This is a genomic window from Legionella quateirensis (assembly GCF_001467955.1).
In the GTDB taxonomy this organism is placed as follows: Bacteria; Pseudomonadota; Gammaproteobacteria; order Legionellales; family Legionellaceae; genus Legionella; species Legionella quateirensis.
Map to the genome: position 1 here is coordinate 219,625 of NZ_LNYR01000034.1, position 16,931 is coordinate 236,555.

Consider the following 16,931-nt stretch of genomic DNA (forward strand, 5'->3'; position numbering starts at 1 on the left):
GTTATTAAATTTACACTTGAAGCATATGTTGCCATGCTTCAATAATCATAACCATGGCCAATGTATCCAATTCACAATATCTCAATAGAGCGTTTCTAAGTTCTTCACGTTCAGAGTGGCTCATATTGGTGAACTGTAACTTTGCATAAGCTATTGTTGCGGCACCACCTCCTTTTAAGTCTTCACTATCAAATAGAAGTTGAGCATCTTCATCAGTGATCTCTTTATTAATTGGTGGTAACAAGTGGTATGGATCTTTTATTCGATTATTTTCTTTAACTATCCAGCATTGATTTATAAAGTTATGGCTATGAATTCCATTATCGGTGCCATAAATTGGTTGGCTATATTTTTCTTGAAGGAAATCTGATCGATTTAAAATTGCAGGAAATACTTTCTTAATTGAGTTAGACCCATTGGTAAGGGGATCATAATGAAAACGTTTGACTAATTCCAAAATATCAACCATACAACGTGGTCCCTCCCATTTTAATTTACTTTTAGAAGGTGACTTGGTGATCGAAAAAATAAAAGTACATAAATCTTCTTTATCATCAGGTGGCTCAATCATTTGCTCTAGATATTCGCGGATAAAGTTTAGATAGGTATTTTCATGACTGCTATATCTAAATATTGTTCCCTCATCATTTTCTAATTCCTTTTTTAGATGGCGAACAAAATCGATACTTGGATCTACTCCAGGCTCAGAATTAAGATACTGGCCAACATGAGTAACTTGACCGCTTTGATTGAGTGTATGATGTGAGAATTGAAAGGCGATACCTTGATAAGGGTGCGAACTCTTATTAAAAGGAATTGGCAGCATAGCTGTTTCAAAATCTATAAAGTGAAGGGGATATCGCCATGAATCAATTTCAGCCTTTAAGTTTTCTTTATCAATCCATACACTATTGTCTTGAGTTTTAATTTTTTCTATTTGCAGCCATTGCCTTTCTGTCCTCGAAATACCTGACTTATCCGATTCGGTTTTTTTGAATTCTGTTTCGTTAATATCCTTTAGTTTGATTAGCCCTTGCTGAAAGTATTTCGGTTTATCTCGGCAATCCCATAAATCGAGAATTGTATGGTCATTAAAATCTGTTTCTTTGTACCCTAATGATTCACGCCAACATTCTTTAAAACCAGATAGGAATTTGTCTGATTCTTTTGTATTAAACTGGCAATCCCCACATTCGCTTTTTGCTTTAGGAGGGAACTTCTGCTCACTAAAATACAGTTTGCTGAAATTGTGAAACTGGTCTTTTACCGTTTGTTCTTCGTCATTTTTTTCTTGCCAAAATAATTCGATATGATGGTCAACATTTACTTCTCTTAGGATTTTTATCGATAAATCTTCTTCCGTTACTGGTGATGTTAATGTAACAATAGCTTTACCGTTGCTATCTTTTTGTACCAGAAACTTTTGATTTAAGCCATCAGTTGGACAGATCGCATCTTTATCAACAAGCATTAAATAACTACTTATGGTGAAGGATGGGTAGAGTTGCTGCAGAACCCATTTTTGAAAAGCGATATCAGCAATATATGGCTGCCATTTTTTAGTTGCCATCTTAGATTCATCTTTTTTACTAATTGATTTTGCTTTAACTTCAATTATTTTGATATGCCCTGGTCTTTTTTGCAGGATATCAGCACGTAGAAAATAGTTTTGATATTGAAAGGAGGCCTCAAATACAGTTATTGAATCCCGTTGAATTAACTCTTGAGTTTTGTTCAGTGCCTCCGTTGTACTTGAGCTATCAATTGATATGCCATCTGGAAAATAACATCTTGCTAATGCTTCTACTTGAGCGCCACCTTCAGCTAATGCTTTTAGAAAAGAGTCATCATCCAATATATTTGTATATTCATCAGGTCGATCATAATACCAGAGCTTAGTTGGGCATTCTAAGGCCATCTTGAACTTTGATTTAGTTAGGAGCTTTGTCATCCCTGTCTCTAACAATATTGGGTTTAAATATGTATATTATTAAGTTTAGTTGATAAAATAAGAAGCCCTAATGTGGGCAATAGATAGATTTATAATTCTTTTGAAATGGACCTTATAAAAAAATATTAAAAAAGCATTATCAAAATATGTAGGAAACAACGTGGCTGATGAAACAATTAATTAATCATTCATAGTATTCCCAATCTTTTGGTCAAACAATAATTTCTTAACTTGGAGTTCTCATGAAATCATTTCTAATCGGCTGCATCCCTGGGATAATCATGATTTTAATCTTGACATTGGTAAACTTGACTCCCAAACCATCACTTTCAGATCCGGCTTGGGAAATTGTTCCAACCCCAAATTCAACTTCAGATATTATTAGAACGCGAGTCCCGCATGGATGGTTAGTTGCGTATAGAGCTTATTTCGCAAGAGGATTGGTGTATATTCCTGATGATAAACATGAGTGGAAAGTTAAATGAACTCTTAAACTCAAGACTGCACGACTATTTAATTTTACGATTCGTGCTTTTTATTCCTATTTTTGCAACTATATCACTAGTTCATACTTTAATAATATGAACTAGTGATGAAATCAAATTTTTAGTACCCATTAACTCTTTTTGCAGTCTAAATAAATACAGTACTTATTTACAAAACAATAAGAGAATTATACAAGAGGCAGCAAATAATGAGGCTGATGAAACCAATGCAAATCGACTTAATTTTTGCGTCTTTTGTGTTAAAGAGTGAGTATTAATTAATAAATCTGCAATCAATTTTTTCATGACTTGAACTAATTCTTTAGTAGACTCTTGCAGTAATCTATTTACAGATTCTTTACTGCTGGCTAATGCTGCATTGAGAACTTTTTCAGCTTTTTCTTTGGCATCATCTTTCCACTGCGAGGAAATACTTTCTATTTCCTCTCGGAACTGTATCAGCAAATCCTGTTGGGCTTTCCGATTTTCCTCAATCAGTTGTGCATTCATAGTCTGCAGCATGAGGATTGGATCGTCTTTACCCAAAAGTACACCATGTTTGACAGTGATGTCTTGAATGATTTTATCAAGTTTCTCTGACATTAGATCACCCTGGCGTTATCCAGCTGTCCAAATAGTTGATCGCGAACGATTTTTAAGCGTTGGCGGGTCATAATGTTTTTTTCTGGCGTACCCAAAACTTCATCGAAGGTCAGTTTCTGTTGAAGCATCTCGGTTAGATCTCTGCCATAGGTTTCTTTTTTCAGATCAGGGATATGAATTAAGGCTGATATTCTGTCTTTGTTATCTCGGTAGGCTTTCAGTTGCTCAAAGGGTTTGCCTTCATGCTCTATGGCTCCCCAGTAGGGGTTGAGCCAAACAACAAATTGCGCTTCATTTACAAATTGGTCAATCAGCTGTGCAAATCCATTAATAGTATCGAATAAGGCCTGGCCGCCGGTAATGACTGTATGAATTACCATTTCATGGCCTAATTCCTTTAATAAAGTGGGAACTTGGTTGCTTATGAGGTAATGCGACAGTGGTACAAAGGAGCTGGCACCATTGTCAATCACTACATCATTAGTTGTTGAGGCAATTTTTTCGATGAGTGTATCAAAAAGGCGTGGGTTGATTTCATCACCGCTCATGACTTGAATATGATCGACATTGAGGGCTTTAAAGCCATGAAAAGTAGAGTTGATCGGATCGGTGTCAATGCACAGTGGAGTTTGACCTTTGTGTTTTTTGTATTGTGCAGTGGTTGCTGAAATAAATGATTTGCCGACACCGCCTTTACCTTGCAGTGTGATATGTATTTTTGCCATTACAAGAGTTCCTCCAGGTTGGGTTTTGGATTAAAAGTAAAACCGCGTATTTCATTTTTTGTTTTACTTTTAGCCTGTTCATCTTCCTTGGTGTTCTCCTGAGTTGACGTTTTTTTTTCTGCAGCAATCAAACGTGCTACATAGCCACAAAATGTTTTATATGAAAATGAGATTTTGCCTTCTTCAACTAAGGTTTCCCAGACAAGCTTTATGGACCAACCGTCAGCCAGCGCTGAAGCTATATCTTTTTTTAGCGCAAGAAAAGCGGCTTTATTTACAGATTTATCAGAGATTTTTCTTTTCATCTGCTTGGCTGCAATTCGTTCGCTGAGAGAGCTTCCCATTTCATACCGTCAATTTATTGTTGTGCATCCTTGATGTTAAGTAATATTGCGTTTATGTGCAATAGGTTATGTTATTTTACTTCTATTTGTCGTTATTAAATAAACCCTGAATGTAACTAAGTGTAATTTATCGTAATTAATAGTAATTGTTCGTTATTATTTGGGTGTTACTAAAAATAAACTTGAAATTACATAAAATTACCTGATAGTATCCCATTTAATGAACTTAAAACGCAGGGCAAGATAGGTGAAGTTAGCTAACCAGCAAGCTGGCTACCAAACCTCACAAGTCTTATTCGCACCTTCGTTGCTCAACGAAAAACCTGTGTTTTGAGATCAAATCAATACCCAAAGGATTGCATAACCACTTAATTAAGAGGTCAGCATCCTTATGGACGATAAGCTTAAAACACCGACCAGAAAAAATGGTCGTCATCTTCGCGTACCTGTCTTGCCTTCCGAAGAAATTCAAATTAAATCGAATGCAGCCACTGCCGGCCTTTCAATTGCAGAGTACTTAAGACGTATTAGTCTCGGCTATCAAATTCAAAGTAGTATTGATAAAGACTATGTACTGCAGCTAGCCAAAATTAATGGAGACTTAGGGCGGCTTGGTGGGCTGTTAAAACTATGGTTGATTCAGGATAAACGCGTTGCGCATTTTGACTTCCAAACAGTAAAAACATTACTAAATCGTATTCAAACCACTCAGGATGCCATGTTGGAAGTGGTGAAAAAACTATGATTATTCGCCATATCCCTATGAAGAAAACTAGACTTAGTAGTTTTTCGAGTCTTGTTCAATACTTGTGTAATCAACAAAACAAACAAGAGCGAGTGGGTAAAGTCAGGTTATCAAACTGTAGTAGCCTCGATCCTATATGGGCGGTTCAAGAAGTATTAGCAACACAAGCTAAAAACCAAAGAGCCACCGGAGATAAAACCTACCATATGCTTATTTCTTTCGCTCCAGGAGAAAACCCTTCCGCTCAAGTTTTAGGGGAAATTGAAGATAGAGTGGTATTGTCGATTGGATTTAAAGAACACCAAAGAATCTCAGTTGTTCATCATGATACAGATAATCTTCATATTCATGTTGCGATTAATAAAATTCATCCTCAAACCTTGAATATGATTGAACCTTATAGGGCATATAAGATCTTTGCTGAGGTTGCATCCCAGCTCGAAATTGAATTAGGCCTTCAAATAACCAATCATCAAACTCGGAAAAACCGTTCGGAAAATCTTGCAGATGATATGGAGCACCATTCAGGTATTGAAAGCTTAATTAACTGGATGAAGCGTCATTGTAAAGAAAAAATAGAGGCAGCTAGAAGCTGGAAGGAGATTCATAGTATTTTGGCAGAACATGGGTTGATCATACGTGTTAAAGCCAACGGTTTTGTTTTCTGCAATCCGCAAGGGATGACTGTTAAAGCTAGCTCTATTTCCAGAACCTTTTCTAAAAAAAATCTCGAATCCAAGCTAGGTCCTTTCGTACCATCCTACTCAGAGGGTGATGCTCCTGAGTCTAATGTTTACCGTTATGAACCATTAAATAAAAAGATACTTGGCTCTGCGCTCTATGCCACATATAAGCATGAAAAATCACACAATAAACACATTATTTCAGACAAACTTAAAAATTTGCGGGAGGCTAGAGCCAAACTAATTGAGAAGGCTAAAAAGCGAGGTCGAATTAAAAGAGCGACTTTAAAATTAATGAACCTTTCTAAAGTAAAGAAAAAATTTCTATATAGTCACATCAACAAAACGTTACTTAATGAGATTGATAGCATAAGAAAAAATTACGCCAAAGAACGAAGCAGGTTATTAGATTCTTACCGCAATAAAACCTGGGCTGATTGGTTGAAACAAAAAGCACAAGAGGGCGATCAAGAGGCCTTAGTAGCAATGCGTTATCGTAATCGTAAAAATAAACATGATTACACCATTTCAGGTAAAGACTCAGTTTCTACTATTTTCAATTTTAGTCAAATCGACTCTGTTACCAAAGAAGGCACTGAGATTTATAAGAAAGATAAGAGTGTTATTAGGGACAATGGAAAGGAAATTTTCATTTCTAAAGGAGGTTCTATTTCGGCTCTTAAAAAAGCGTTGGAGATGGCGCGGCAGCGTTATGGTGACTGCATTTGTGTGAACGGGTCTCCACTATTTAAAAAGATTATTTTGCAAATTGTCATTCAATACCAAATGCCGATCACTTTTGCTGATTTGGATTTGGAAAATCAACGTCAAAAACTAAACTTTGAACAGGAGAAATCTCATGAGCAATCAAGATCAAACCGACAACACCATCGAGGAAGAACTTCAGGAAGCCATGAGGCTGTTGGAACAACCACTGGAAATAGACGAAACCGGAGCACGAAGCCCGACTCTGTTAGCATTAGACAAGGCTCGCCAGCCAAAGATCACAACGGCCTGCGAAACTTGTCCCAATGCGATCTGGTTCAGCTCACCGGAGGAGGTCAAGTGCTATTGCCGGATAATGCACATGATCACCTGGAGCGGAAAGGATTCAAATCTGATAACCATGTGCGACGGAAAATTTTTGGAATAAAGCAGAAATGAAACCACAGTAACTGTCGGATAAAGTCGGGACTAATACAAGTTAACAGCCAGCAATTTTGTATATTTTAATAACTGGCTAGATCTATTTCATGCCTTAGAAGGCGATGAATATAATTTTGCAATTGTTTCAAGTCATCTTGTGCTGTATCACCAAGTTCCTCAGCTCCGTTATGAACTATATTTGACCTGGTATCATAGATTTTTTTAAATTTGCTAATAATTTCATTTCTTTCCACAGGTGACTTTGCAATTGAGTAAGCCATACGATTTGAGATTAGATTTTGAATCCCTAAAGTATCTGTATATTTTTTCTCACCTAATAAAATTTCTATGGCAGTTGTTGCTTGTATATAAGCAAGTAAGTTATTTTCACTTAAATAACTGTTCATTAACCACCTGGCTGTCGCTCGTACTTTATTATTCATGTTGAAATAAGTTTGAATTTGATTGCTAGCATTAGCTAAAAATTCTGGTTTTCTGTCATTATCCATATTTCGAAAATAGTCACTTACATTTATGCTGGGATAAAATCCATACCCAGATGAATAACAAAAAGAATCAATATGATTGTATTGATCTTCAGAAATATTTTCAAAAGCAAAATATGACTTATCTCTTTGAATTGGTGTTGATCGTATATCAACTAAACCAATGGTATTACATATTAACAAAGATTCTTTGAATATATTATATACCTCTTTTTTAGAGGGGCCATCGAAAATTGGGAAATATCCATTGTGAGATATTTTAAGGCATGTCTTGCCGCTAGATAGAGGGGGGCTTTCCAAAAGACCTAATCTTTTTTCTTGGGTGATCAAATATTTTTTTTCTAGATCAAGACTTGTCAATTGGACAAGTTCCACAGAGTCAGAAAGTTTCAAGCTATTTTTTTCTAAAAAAGACCACAAACCACAATCTGTATAACTATCTAATATTTCGAAAAAAATTGTATAGCTACGAATTGGATTGAGAAGATTGTTTATAAGTTCATCAGAGACCGTGCCAATATCCTTATATTTATCAATAGATCTTAGTGATTGTTCTTTACAGTTATCGTCTCTGGTACGGTTGTTTTTTAAATCATAATAGATTTCAGAATATATAAAATCTCTTACAGGGTTCTCAGATATTACTGCTTTTAAGTGTTGTCTAGTTCTCTCAGGAAGAGAATTTTCAATCTCATTTAAGTTTGATAAGATATCCAAGCTTAGAAAATTATTGCTCGTGAACGAAGATTTTGTAATCCCATCCTCAACCTTTTCTTTTAAAATTGTTCTACACTTTTCATGCAAATTAATCTTGGTTATCTTATTCATTCCATGCCTAAAATTCCGTACGTATATTACATATAGTATATATTTTCAGATTTTTCGCTGTATATTAAAAGCCCGTGCCATTTCACAGGCTATTTAGAATTTCAATTGTATCTAGGCGATTCGAATGACATTGGTTTTTTGCGATAATTGTAAGCGGCTATTTTGCTTAGAAATTTTATCAAATTTTGATTTTAACTGTCGTTTCACGCCCTCAATTCCTAGCTTGCTGTTGTTAGCAAGATCATTAAAATCGCTGAGTTTCTGGTGGCTTAATAACTGCTCTTTTGGTGCAAAAGTCGGTAGGATGATAAAACCATTGACTGACTCTGCTGCTTCTCTCCCTTTTTCCTTTCCGGGATTGATGCCCTGCGTTAACTCAAGATGCTTGTCGTCATCAGCTGCCACAATAATTGGAGTTTGAGGATATTTTTCATGCATAGCTTTAGCGACTGATTTGAGATTGCCTGAATCAAAGGCGGATACAACTGGTAGTCCAGTTGCTTCTTTTATTGTTGCAGCTGTGGCATAACCTTCGGCAATTATAATGACAGGCGTTTTAGCAAGCTTATCTAATCCACCCAGTACATGAAAACAGCCTTCTTTTCTTGAGTCCTTTGCAAACCGTTTAGTACCATCTTCCGAAATATACTGAACAGTCCAAAGAGTGCCGTCGCAATCCGTTGCTGGAACGCAAGTTAGCTTTTTTTCTTCATCGGTATACACGCCAGCATGAACCTGAATGCCTTTTGCTTGCATATACGGTGTGGGTTCCACGACCTCCGTCATCATGGATAATTTTTGCTTAAGTCTTAATGCGGTACTTTTTTGTTTGGATTCCAGCTCACGTTGGCGAGTTTGTTGATGTTCCAGCGCTTCTCCCTTAAGCGTCGCCTTCTGTTCATCTGTTAAAATGTAACCCTTACATTTCCAGTTAAGCTCAGCGCCAGTTCGGTTGTTTTTAATGTATCCTGCCGGAATACCATCTAAATGGGCTACATAAAATCCTGCCTTCTCACCATTTTTATCACCCTCTGTGGAAATGCGATGGGGTTTCCCATCCATAACTGGATGCTCACCTGAAACTTTAGCACCGAGGCTTATCAATGCCGCTTTAAACTCATCCTCAGGTATAAGCGCTTTTTCCTGAGTTAATACCTGAAGAGCAGGAATCCAGGCTTTGATTTTCTCAACAGAAACGCCAGGCTTTGCATACCAACACTTTTGTACTTTATCCCAGGCAATACCTGGTGTTCCATCAGGGAGTTTTCCTATAGTGGATTTGGCAATTTCTTTTTGTTGGAAGGGGATGCTTAACCAGACTTTTTCAGAAGTGATGTTTTCAGACGCCATAACGAATTCCTCTTTTAGTTTATCATCCTTGATTTCAATAAATTCTCTCAGATTAATATCTTGAGTTTGTTCTAATGCACATAAGTGATTCACTATTTTCTCTGCATCAGCGGATGCTCTGAATATTTCTAAAGGATCGTCTTCTAAAACCCGTATCCATGATTTGATATATGCAGTGTGTTGAGAAGGGTCATGGCCTATACCCAGTTCGGCACCTAACAGCATACTTGCGATTTCTGCTCTTAATTCTTCTTTGGCATAAGCATCTGAACCAAAGGGATGGCCTAAATCTCTATCCAATCTTGAGGGATGACCGCTCCAATGCCCTAGTTCATGTAGGGCAGTAGCATAGTAGTTGTCCGCAGATTTAAATTGCTCTTTAGTGGGAAGATGAATGCTATCAGTCGATAATCTGTAAAAAGCTCTGTCTGCTTCTGAGTGAACAATGTTAGCGCCAGAGTTATGTAGCAGTTTTTCAGCTTTTTCAATTAAGGACCAATCTGGCTCTTTTGCAATGAGTTCTGGCATATTATCAATTTGCGAGGCATGAAATACCGTTGCATAAAACACTTTGGGCCGTTCAAGATTCACCTGCACTTTTAATGGATTACCCTGTTCATCAAGAACAGGTTTACCAGTATCATCGTGTTTGGTTTGTTCTTCATGAAATTTCCAATATTGGATTGTGGTGCCTTTTTCTCCCTTGCGAACCTGTGCACCCACACTTTGTGCTTGTTTATAGGTTAACCAACGATTGTCATCACTTTGATTCACCATCAAATACAAAGCATTGATACCTCGATAACGCTTCCCAGTGACTGGATTATATGGAATTTGACCATTGCCAATACCTGGCTCCCATGGTTTTAACCAGGGAGCGGTTCCTGATTTCAGGCTTTCAATAATTTGATTGGCAACGACTTCATGGTAAGGCATTTTAGTCATAAATAGCCTCCATCGCATCTTCTTCATTGAGTGCATCTTCTACAAATGCTCCCATGATGTCCGCTTCTATCGGACTGACTTCAAGAAGAAATCCAGGGATTACTAAATCCTCAAATTTTTCTGCAATCACATCCATTAATTCGGTTTCATGATTCATGTGGTTCTCTCCCGTTTATTTAATTACCCATATGGGTGTGATCATTCCTTTGATTTGTCCTGTATGAACAAGACCATAATATCGACCATCAAATGACCATTCGCTTTGACTGGTCATAGTCATCACTTCATCGTTTTGGAGTTGGTAATTCATTACTTGCCATTGAGGTAAGGAGCGCTTCATCCCATCCTGTAGTTTTGGTTTTGAGTAGGGGGTTAGTTTTTGATTAACAAAAACCCCTTTATTGGTTACAGAGAGGATATCGCCAGAAACAGCCACCACTTTTTTCATTAAATAACCATATCCCTCACAGTAAAGACCATAGTCTATATAACCTCTATCCCTCGCTAACCTAAAAGATTCCCTGTCATCAGGACAAAAAATCACATAAGAATTTTTGATTGGGGCTTTGCTGTCGATTCGATATAAACCTATAGGAATGGATTCAGTCAGGTTTATCCTAAAACCCATGCCATGAAATAGTGAGCCTACAACAATAAGGCTTATCAAAAACATAGAGATGATGACTGACATTTTTTTCATAACCTGATGACCTCATCTTCACGTAAGCGAGTACGTAAAATATCTGAGTGAACAGGAGCCTCAACTGATGCTCTTGCCATGAAGATCGGATCTTTAAAGTAAAGAGGTTGTTTACCGTAAATAGCAGGGAAGCCCGCTGCATATACGACCATATCCCCAGCTTCAACAATCAAGCCATTGGCATCTTTTTTAGGTCCTGGCATACGTAGACACTCATCAACGGTTAAGAGCGGTCTCGATATTTCCTGAACGGTTTTTGATATTTGATTTAAGAACGTAGAAAAACGTTTTCCACTGGTAGTGATGTGTTCTTTAACAATAGTGGTTTGACCTGTCAGCTTGGAAAGATGTTCTGCAGTTTCAACTCTGTTGGGTGGATAAGCATTTTGGATATGACAATTTGAAGTGATAGTTTCATCGGGGCCATAACCTCGCTCACGGCTTTTAAGTTGATTAATGTCCTGACAAATTAAATAAAACTTTAAACCATAGCCGGCAACAAAAGCTAATGACTCTTGCAGTATGTCGAGTTTTCCAAGACTTGGAAATTCATCAATCATGCAAAGCAGTCGATGTTTATACGTTTTTTTAGCACTTACATAAGATAATCCTCTGTCATCGGATACACGCTCAAATTCCATTCTGTCGGCCAATAGTCTCACTATCATATTAATCATGACTCTAACCAGAGGCTGAAGCCTTGCCTTGTCATTGGGTTGAGTAACGATATAGAGGCTCACGGGATTTTCATGATTCATTAAATCGCGGATGCAAAAATCTGAGGCAGATACGTTATGAGCAACCACGGGATCGCGATATAACGCCAGATAAGATTTTAAAGTAGATAACACAGAACCTGCTTCTTCTTCGGGCCTATCAATCATGTCACGAGCAGAGGCTGATATAACAGGATGGGTTTTTCCTTCAACATGCGGGTATTGGGTCATTTCAATGAGCAGGTCAGCAATATTAATATTGGGATCAACCAGCATGCGGTCAATGTTGGGAAATGTGGCTGGTTCTCCGCAGGCGTTCAATTTATAAATCGCATGCAGGATAAAACCAACCAGAAGGGCTTGAGAGGTTTTCTGCCAGTGGGTTTCCAACCCCTTTCCATCGGGATCAACCACAAGCGTTGCCAAATTTTGTACATCACCTACCTCTGATTCTGTACCCACTCTGATTTCATCCAGGGGGTTCCAGCGTGCGCTTCCTTTTAACGTTGCAGGTTCAAATCGAATGACTTTGTTGGCTGCATGTTTTTGTCGCCATCCAGCGGTCATTGCCCAAAGCTCGCCTTTTAAATCGGTAATCACACAGGAGTGTTTCCATGATAGAAGGGTTGGAATCACAAGGCCAACACCTTTCCCTGAGCGGGTTGGTGCATACGTTAAAACATGCTCAGGTCCATTATGGCGTAGATAATGAATTGCTCCTTTGTCATCTTCAAACGCACCAACATAAACTCCTTCATCATGTCCAATGAGACTTGCACTGTTTAAGTCTTCCCAATTAGCCCACCTGGCTGAACCATGGAGGTAGTCACTCACACTGTTCTTTTTTAAATACTTGGAAGCCAACACAATCATCATTAAAAAGAGAGAACCCATCATGACGATGAGACCAAAGGCGGCATTAAAAGAGTCTGGGTAATAGGGTTGATACTTAATAGCCCAGATAAAAATCTGCCAAGGCATATAAATAGGGGCGAATGCCCCTCCAAGGGCATCAGAATAGTGAAATTGATGCGCGAAAAACTGAGTTCCAATTTGCATGCTGATTAAGAAAGAACAAATTACTAGCAAGACTAATGTTTTATTTATTTTGCTGGTATTTTTTTCTCTGACTTGAGGGCCAATGGCTTTATTAGGTTTGTTTTGGCTCATTGGCTCTCTCCAGATGCCTTTTGGTTCACAAATTGACTGACCTCATCTGATGTCTCAAATCCTGAACTGAGACTACCTGCAGGTGTGCCCATAGATAAAATGTTTTGCGCATTAGATTCTTGCGGTTCAGAAGTGGATGTATCTACCTTGTTCTGAATTGCTTCGGCAATTTTTCCACCTGTTGTGTCAGCGATTTTTTCAGCAACTGCTTCTTTAATCGAATTTGCTTTCTCACGAGCTACATCCATAGTGCCTGAGGCTAAATGTGAACCAAAAGAGCCTGCAAATTTGGCAGCACTTCCCATCGCCTCAGCTAAACCACCGGTTTTGGAGCTTTTATCCATCCCTGACAGTGCATTGGTGTCACCTGAGTTGGTTGATTGACTGGCTGCTTTAAACGCAGCATTCAGTGCAGATAATCCACCACCGCTTTGAGCAACTACGCTACCTGCGGCACCCGCCATGGCTGCTCCTGCAATTCCAGCAGCTCCAATTGCACCACCAAGACCTAGTCCACCGCCACCACCAGAACCGCCTCCTGACACAATACCAGCTAAAGCAGGTGGAATTTTATCTATAAGAACTAATAGCAGTACTGCAACTACCAGCATGACAAACATCTCTTTGAGCATGATGTTTTCAGACATCGCTGCGTAATATTGATCTACAAAAGATTTACCGATACCAATAATCAAAATCATGGCAAAAGCTTGTAATGCAATACCCAACACGGTTTTGTAGTAGTTAATCGCAATATCCTGTGTCCAACGGCCACCGCCAAACCCTAATAAAACAATGCCACCATAGGTTAAGATCCAAGCGGTGATTAAGATAATGAGCATGTTAATACTGACTAAAGCAAGAATAATCAGAATTACCCCTGCAACGAGCAATCCTACTGTAGTAGCTGCGGGGGACCAGATAGATGAGCTGTCTATAGCTTTTGAGACTATATCAAACCCAACATCCACAATATCAGAAGGGGAGACATGTTCATTAATTCCCGAAGCCTTGGCTGCAAGTTGCCGCATGGAGTCTATGATTGCTTTTGCAATGGCCGGTCCATTGTCTAAAATCCAATAGAAAAAACCGACCACTACAAAGAACCGTACTGTTTCAGCTAAGAACTCCTGAATATCTGCTTTACGCAGTGCCATCAAGCCGTAAGTCCACACCATGCTAATTAAGGCCAAAGACCAGAAAAGATATCTGGCATAACTCAGCATGGTTTTGCTCCATAGCGCAGATGTGCTGGCAAATCGCTGTAAAATATTATCCAGTAAATCACGACTATCCATGCCATGCCCCTTGGCATAGCAGCAGGCAGAAAACCCAAATAAACTAATAGCAATTACATAGGGGATTATTTTTTTATTCATAGCATTACCACGTCTGTCCAGAGCTTTTGGAGTAACTACCCCCTCGGAAACACGCATCACCAATAGCCTGCAGTTCTTCTTGAGTTCGACCCTCTCGTGGGCTGCTACAGGTGAGTGTTGCCAAGTGCTCAGCTTTTTTCTGAGCCTTGGATTCAGCGCTGTCGCAACCTGATAAAACACAAGCAACAATCATAATTGATAAACATAAGATCTTCATTTTCCTCTCCTTTTTATGATGGATTACCACTTTTTTCCTGAACTTTTATGGTATGCGCCTGATCTGAAATGCTCATCCCCTGCAGTCTGTATCGCCTCTTTGTTGGCACTCGCTGCATCTTTGACCGCCTGAGCATTCTGCTGCGCTAATAACACGCCTCGGATTTGAAGCAATTGATGAGATTGATTACTGGCTAATTGAGAAGCTGCTTGAAGAGCCTGTTTTTGGCCTGCGGCACTTTGTGCCTGAGATTGCAAAGTACGTAACTTTGCAGAATCATTTTTTAAGCTCTGTTGTTGTTTATCAATCCCTTTAAGCATGGCGTCATTGGATCGCTTTTCAGCAACAGACGCCGCTAATCTGCTTTGTTTGATTTTTCTAAGTTCTTCAGCAGAACATTGACCTGTGCCATTAAAACACGGGGTCTTTTGGTAGTATTCCTGACTTTGGAATCGGTCCAAGTATCCTTGGAGGCTGCCAGCTTCCTGCTTGTAGTAATCAATGGTATCAGTCGATTCAAGCAAATTATTAATCACTGAGTTGGCATTATCCCATTCAAAGGAAGTCAGTGACTTGGTGTTGTCTAACATGTTTTGGTATTGATCCATCTGATTCTTGTATTGATCGACTTGCGTTTTATATTCACTAAGCTGGGTTGCAATCATTTTCCCATTTTGAATCCAATTCGCAATATCAAACACAGGTGCGCCACCCGCAAATACTGGTAAAACAAAGCAATAAATAATCATGGATTTAAATTTCATAATGCTCTCCTTCATTAATAAGCAAATTGCTTATAGGATTGTTTAAAGGTTAAGTCTTTCACCACGATGATATTGAAACGATAACCTGGGCGAACATTTATGGTGGGGGACACATTCAGGTTTTTTGAAACCAGTTGCGAAGTGACCTCGCCCAACTGTTGTCCTAAAGCCTGACTCATGACGCTGCCAGCTGTGGGCTGGGTGTAACCGAATTGATTAGATTGATTGGTATTTTGGCTATAAGTAATTCCAGCAATAATGCCTGACATTAAAAGTGCTGAACCATAAATTCTTGCATAATGATGATCTACCTCATCGCGAAATCCGGCATATCCAGCACTATCAGCACCTGGCATAGAGCCGATATCCAGGGCCCTACTGTCTGGAAAAACCAGGCGTTGCCAAGCCACTAATACAGAGTTCTGACCAAAAGGGACATCACTGGAGTAAAGCCCCAATATCTTGGTACCTTGTGGTATTAAAAGATATTTCCCCGTAGCAGTGTCATACACGTTTTGTGATACTTGAGCGATGATTTGGCCTGGTAATTCTGAGGAAATGCCACTAATCATTACCCCTGGAATTACACTACCAGCTCTTAGTTCGTATCGACTGTTTGGGCTTTGAAGTGTTGAATTTAAATGCCAGCGCATTTCATTTTCCTCACCACCTAAAGTTTGTGGCATGGGTTTGGCTTGCCTTCCTTGTAATAATGCGAGCTGCTCTTTAAACGCTAATGAGGGGTCGATGTTTAATGCCATCTCATTGCTATTCATGGACGTTTTGGCAGTGTCGCGATTATTCAATCGTGGGTTATCTACCATTACGGAAGTCTTAGCTTTGACCGCTTCTTCAAATTCTTGAGTTTTTTCCTGACGAATGCGTTCGATTTCAACTTCAGATACATCTTGTGTGAGAGCATCTTCTTTATGTGGAAGTTGTTCAGGAATGGGCAAAGGAGTTGTTTCACTGTTAGCTATCGTGACACTCTGGGGGGGAATTACTGCTGATTTATGGTTTCCTACCACGTCATTGGCAAGGCTCATGGTATTTTTCTTTGAGTTTTTAACCTTCACTATTTCTGGTGGCTGGTTTTGCGCATTAGCTCGTTTATTGGCAACCAATGCGATGAGCACTACAAAAAGAGTTAAAATACCAATTGCAATCATGAGTGGCACATTATTCACTCGTTTTACACCTGTGGTTTGAAGCTTTTGAGGTGAATTCTCTGGTGACAAATAATCATTATTTTGATTCATAGCTCTTACTCCTTATGAGTCCATGCGCTTACAGGGATGATATTTTCATGGCTTTTTGCATACACACGGCTCAATGTTTGCATTCCTACAAAAAGGCTTACTCGATAGCTTTGAGGTTTAAGCTCATCAAGCACGTAGAAAAAATTAGCTTTATTCCTAGGGCATTGATTTTCATTGATGCCATAACCCTTTTTTCTAAGGTTTTGAATAAGACTTAAGCCAAAGCCATCTGTCACTCGTTGACCAATACAAAATGTATTTTGAGCAGGTGGATATACTCGCGTTAATTGAGTAGCTGCATCTGCCGCCAGATATGCATCTTTGCCCTGAGACATTTGGGTGAAATTGCCATAACGCATGCTGGCACAACTTGATAACAAGATGGCAGTCAATAAAACACTTAATTTTTTCATCT

General features: G+C 38.9%; 15 protein-coding genes and 1 pseudogene. 2 read left to right on the forward strand and 14 right to left on the reverse strand.

All coding sequences use genetic code 11. The features are described from left to right. Positions 1-10 precede the first annotated feature (10 nt). The 4 genes from Lqua_RS12305 to Lqua_RS12325 form a co-directional block, all read right to left on the reverse strand. The gene (locus Lqua_RS12305) at positions 11-1,951 is read right to left on the reverse strand and encodes a DUF2779 domain-containing protein (protein ID WP_058474584.1); all 1,941 of its coding nucleotides are present in this window, start codon (positions 1,949-1,951) and stop codon (positions 11-13) included. Positions 1,952-2,601: 650 nt separating this feature from the next. Beyond that, complete coding sequence (locus Lqua_RS12315; protein WP_058474586.1) at positions 2,602-3,039, reverse strand: conjugal transfer protein TraM; 438 nt, start codon at positions 3,037-3,039, stop codon at positions 2,602-2,604. After that, positions 3,039-3,764: an ArsA-related P-loop ATPase gene (locus tag Lqua_RS12320; RefSeq protein ID WP_058474587.1), complete on the reverse strand. Its 726-nt coding sequence runs from the start codon at positions 3,762-3,764 to the stop codon at positions 3,039-3,041. The genes Lqua_RS12315 and Lqua_RS12320 overlap by 1 nt, the downstream gene beginning before the upstream one ends. After that, complete coding sequence (locus Lqua_RS12325) at positions 3,764-4,108, reverse strand: TraK family protein (RefSeq protein ID WP_058474588.1); 345 nt, start codon at positions 4,106-4,108, stop codon at positions 3,764-3,766. Before Lqua_RS12325 ends, Lqua_RS12320 begins: the two co-directional genes overlap by 1 nt. Positions 4,109-4,499: 391 nt before the next feature. On the opposite strand from Lqua_RS12325, the gene traJ reads away from it, so the two are divergent. Further along, positions 4,500-4,853 (forward strand): conjugal transfer transcriptional regulator TraJ, encoded by a 354-nt coding sequence (gene traJ, locus Lqua_RS12330; protein ID WP_058474589.1) that lies wholly within the window; start codon positions 4,500-4,502, stop codon positions 4,851-4,853. Continuing rightward, entirely contained in the window at positions 4,850-6,700 is a 1,851-nt protein-coding gene (traI, locus tag Lqua_RS12335) for a TraI/MobA(P) family conjugative relaxase (RefSeq protein WP_058474590.1), read from the forward strand. The genes traJ and traI overlap by 4 nt, the downstream gene beginning before the upstream one ends. Positions 6,701-6,765: 65 nt before the next feature. On the opposite strand, the gene Lqua_RS12340 is transcribed toward traI, so the two are convergent. The 10 genes and pseudogenes from Lqua_RS12340 to Lqua_RS12385 form a co-directional block, all read right to left on the reverse strand. Beyond that, a complete protein-coding gene (locus tag Lqua_RS12340) occupies positions 6,766-8,016 on the reverse strand; it encodes a HEPN domain-containing protein (protein WP_058474591.1) in 1,251 nt (416 codons plus the stop codon). Positions 8,017-8,127: 111 nt separating this feature from the next. Beyond that, positions 8,128-10,311 carry a zincin-like metallopeptidase domain-containing protein gene (locus Lqua_RS12345; protein ID WP_058474592.1) on the reverse strand — a complete coding sequence of 728 codons (2,184 nt, stop codon included), beginning with the start codon at positions 10,309-10,311 and terminating at the stop codon, positions 8,128-8,130. Continuing rightward, on the reverse strand, positions 10,304-10,468 hold the full coding sequence (locus Lqua_RS18455) for a hypothetical protein (RefSeq protein WP_042754934.1): 165 nt from the start codon (positions 10,466-10,468) through the stop codon (positions 10,304-10,306). Before Lqua_RS18455 ends, Lqua_RS12345 begins: the two co-directional genes overlap by 8 nt. Next, positions 10,465-11,011 (reverse strand): annotated as a pseudogene (gene traF, locus Lqua_RS12355) (conjugative transfer signal peptidase TraF). The gene Lqua_RS18455 and the pseudogene traF overlap by 4 nt, the downstream one beginning before the upstream one ends. After that, on the reverse strand, positions 11,008-12,897 hold the full coding sequence (locus Lqua_RS12360) for a type IV secretory system conjugative DNA transfer family protein (protein ID WP_058474594.1): 1,890 nt from the start codon (positions 12,895-12,897) through the stop codon (positions 11,008-11,010). Before Lqua_RS12360 ends, traF begins: the two are co-directional and overlap by 4 nt. Beyond that, positions 12,894-14,276 carry a P-type conjugative transfer protein TrbL gene (gene trbL, locus Lqua_RS12365; RefSeq protein ID WP_058474595.1) on the reverse strand — a complete coding sequence of 461 codons (1,383 nt, stop codon included), beginning with the start codon at positions 14,274-14,276 and terminating at the stop codon, positions 12,894-12,896. Before trbL ends, Lqua_RS12360 begins: the two co-directional genes overlap by 4 nt. A gap of 4 nt (positions 14,277-14,280) precedes the next feature. Then, complete coding sequence (locus Lqua_RS12370) at positions 14,281-14,493, reverse strand: hypothetical protein (protein WP_058474596.1); 213 nt, start codon at positions 14,491-14,493, stop codon at positions 14,281-14,283. Positions 14,494-14,516: 23 nt separating this feature from the next. Further along, positions 14,517-15,257 carry a P-type conjugative transfer protein TrbJ gene (gene trbJ / locus Lqua_RS12375; RefSeq protein WP_042754978.1) on the reverse strand — a complete coding sequence of 247 codons (741 nt, stop codon included), beginning with the start codon at positions 15,255-15,257 and terminating at the stop codon, positions 14,517-14,519. 14 nt (positions 15,258-15,271) lie between these two features. Further along, a complete protein-coding gene (locus Lqua_RS12380) occupies positions 15,272-16,516 on the reverse strand; it encodes a TrbI/VirB10 family protein (protein ID WP_058474597.1) in 1,245 nt (414 codons plus the stop codon). 5 nt (positions 16,517-16,521) lie between these two features. Further along, positions 16,522-16,929, reverse strand: a complete 408-nt coding sequence (locus tag Lqua_RS12385; RefSeq protein ID WP_058474598.1) for a conjugal transfer protein TrbH — start codon at positions 16,927-16,929, stop codon at positions 16,522-16,524. Positions 16,930-16,931: the final 2 nt, after the last annotated feature.

Excerpts from the sequence above, each read along its gene's own strand:
- Lqua_RS12360 (WP_058474594.1), bottom strand. The coding sequence starts at position 12,897 with ATGAGCCAAAACAAACCTAATAAAGCCATTGGCCCTCAAGTCAGAGAA.
- Lqua_RS18455 (WP_042754934.1), bottom strand. The coding sequence starts at position 10,468 with ATGAATCATGAAACCGAATTAATGGATGTGATTGCAGAAAAATTTGAG.
- Lqua_RS12305 (WP_058474584.1), bottom strand. The coding sequence starts at position 1,951 with ATGACAAAGCTCCTAACTAAATCAAAGTTCAAGATGGCCTTAGAATGC.
- trbJ (WP_042754978.1), bottom strand. The coding sequence starts at position 15,257 with ATGAAATTTAAATCCATGATTATTTATTGCTTTGTTTTACCAGTATTT.
- Lqua_RS12325 (WP_058474588.1), bottom strand. The coding sequence starts at position 4,108 with ATGGGAAGCTCTCTCAGCGAACGAATTGCAGCCAAGCAGATGAAAAGA.
- Lqua_RS12385 (WP_058474598.1), bottom strand. The coding sequence starts at position 16,929 with ATGAAAAAATTAAGTGTTTTATTGACTGCCATCTTGTTATCAAGTTGT.
- Lqua_RS12370 (WP_058474596.1), bottom strand. The coding sequence starts at position 14,493 with ATGAAGATCTTATGTTTATCAATTATGATTGTTGCTTGTGTTTTATCA.
- traI (WP_058474590.1), top strand. The coding sequence starts at position 4,850 with ATGATTATTCGCCATATCCCTATGAAGAAAACTAGACTTAGTAGTTTT.
- trbL (WP_058474595.1), bottom strand. The coding sequence starts at position 14,276 with ATGAATAAAAAAATAATCCCCTATGTAATTGCTATTAGTTTATTTGGG.
- traJ (WP_058474589.1), top strand. The coding sequence starts at position 4,500 with ATGGACGATAAGCTTAAAACACCGACCAGAAAAAATGGTCGTCATCTT.
- Lqua_RS12340 (WP_058474591.1), bottom strand. The coding sequence starts at position 8,016 with ATGAATAAGATAACCAAGATTAATTTGCATGAAAAGTGTAGAACAATT.
- Lqua_RS12315 (WP_058474586.1), bottom strand. The coding sequence starts at position 3,039 with ATGTCAGAGAAACTTGATAAAATCATTCAAGACATCACTGTCAAACAT.
- Lqua_RS12345 (WP_058474592.1), bottom strand. The coding sequence starts at position 10,311 with ATGACTAAAATGCCTTACCATGAAGTCGTTGCCAATCAAATTATTGAA.
- Lqua_RS12320 (WP_058474587.1), bottom strand. The coding sequence starts at position 3,764 with ATGGCAAAAATACATATCACACTGCAAGGTAAAGGCGGTGTCGGCAAA.
- Lqua_RS12380 (WP_058474597.1), bottom strand. The coding sequence starts at position 16,516 with ATGAATCAAAATAATGATTATTTGTCACCAGAGAATTCACCTCAAAAG.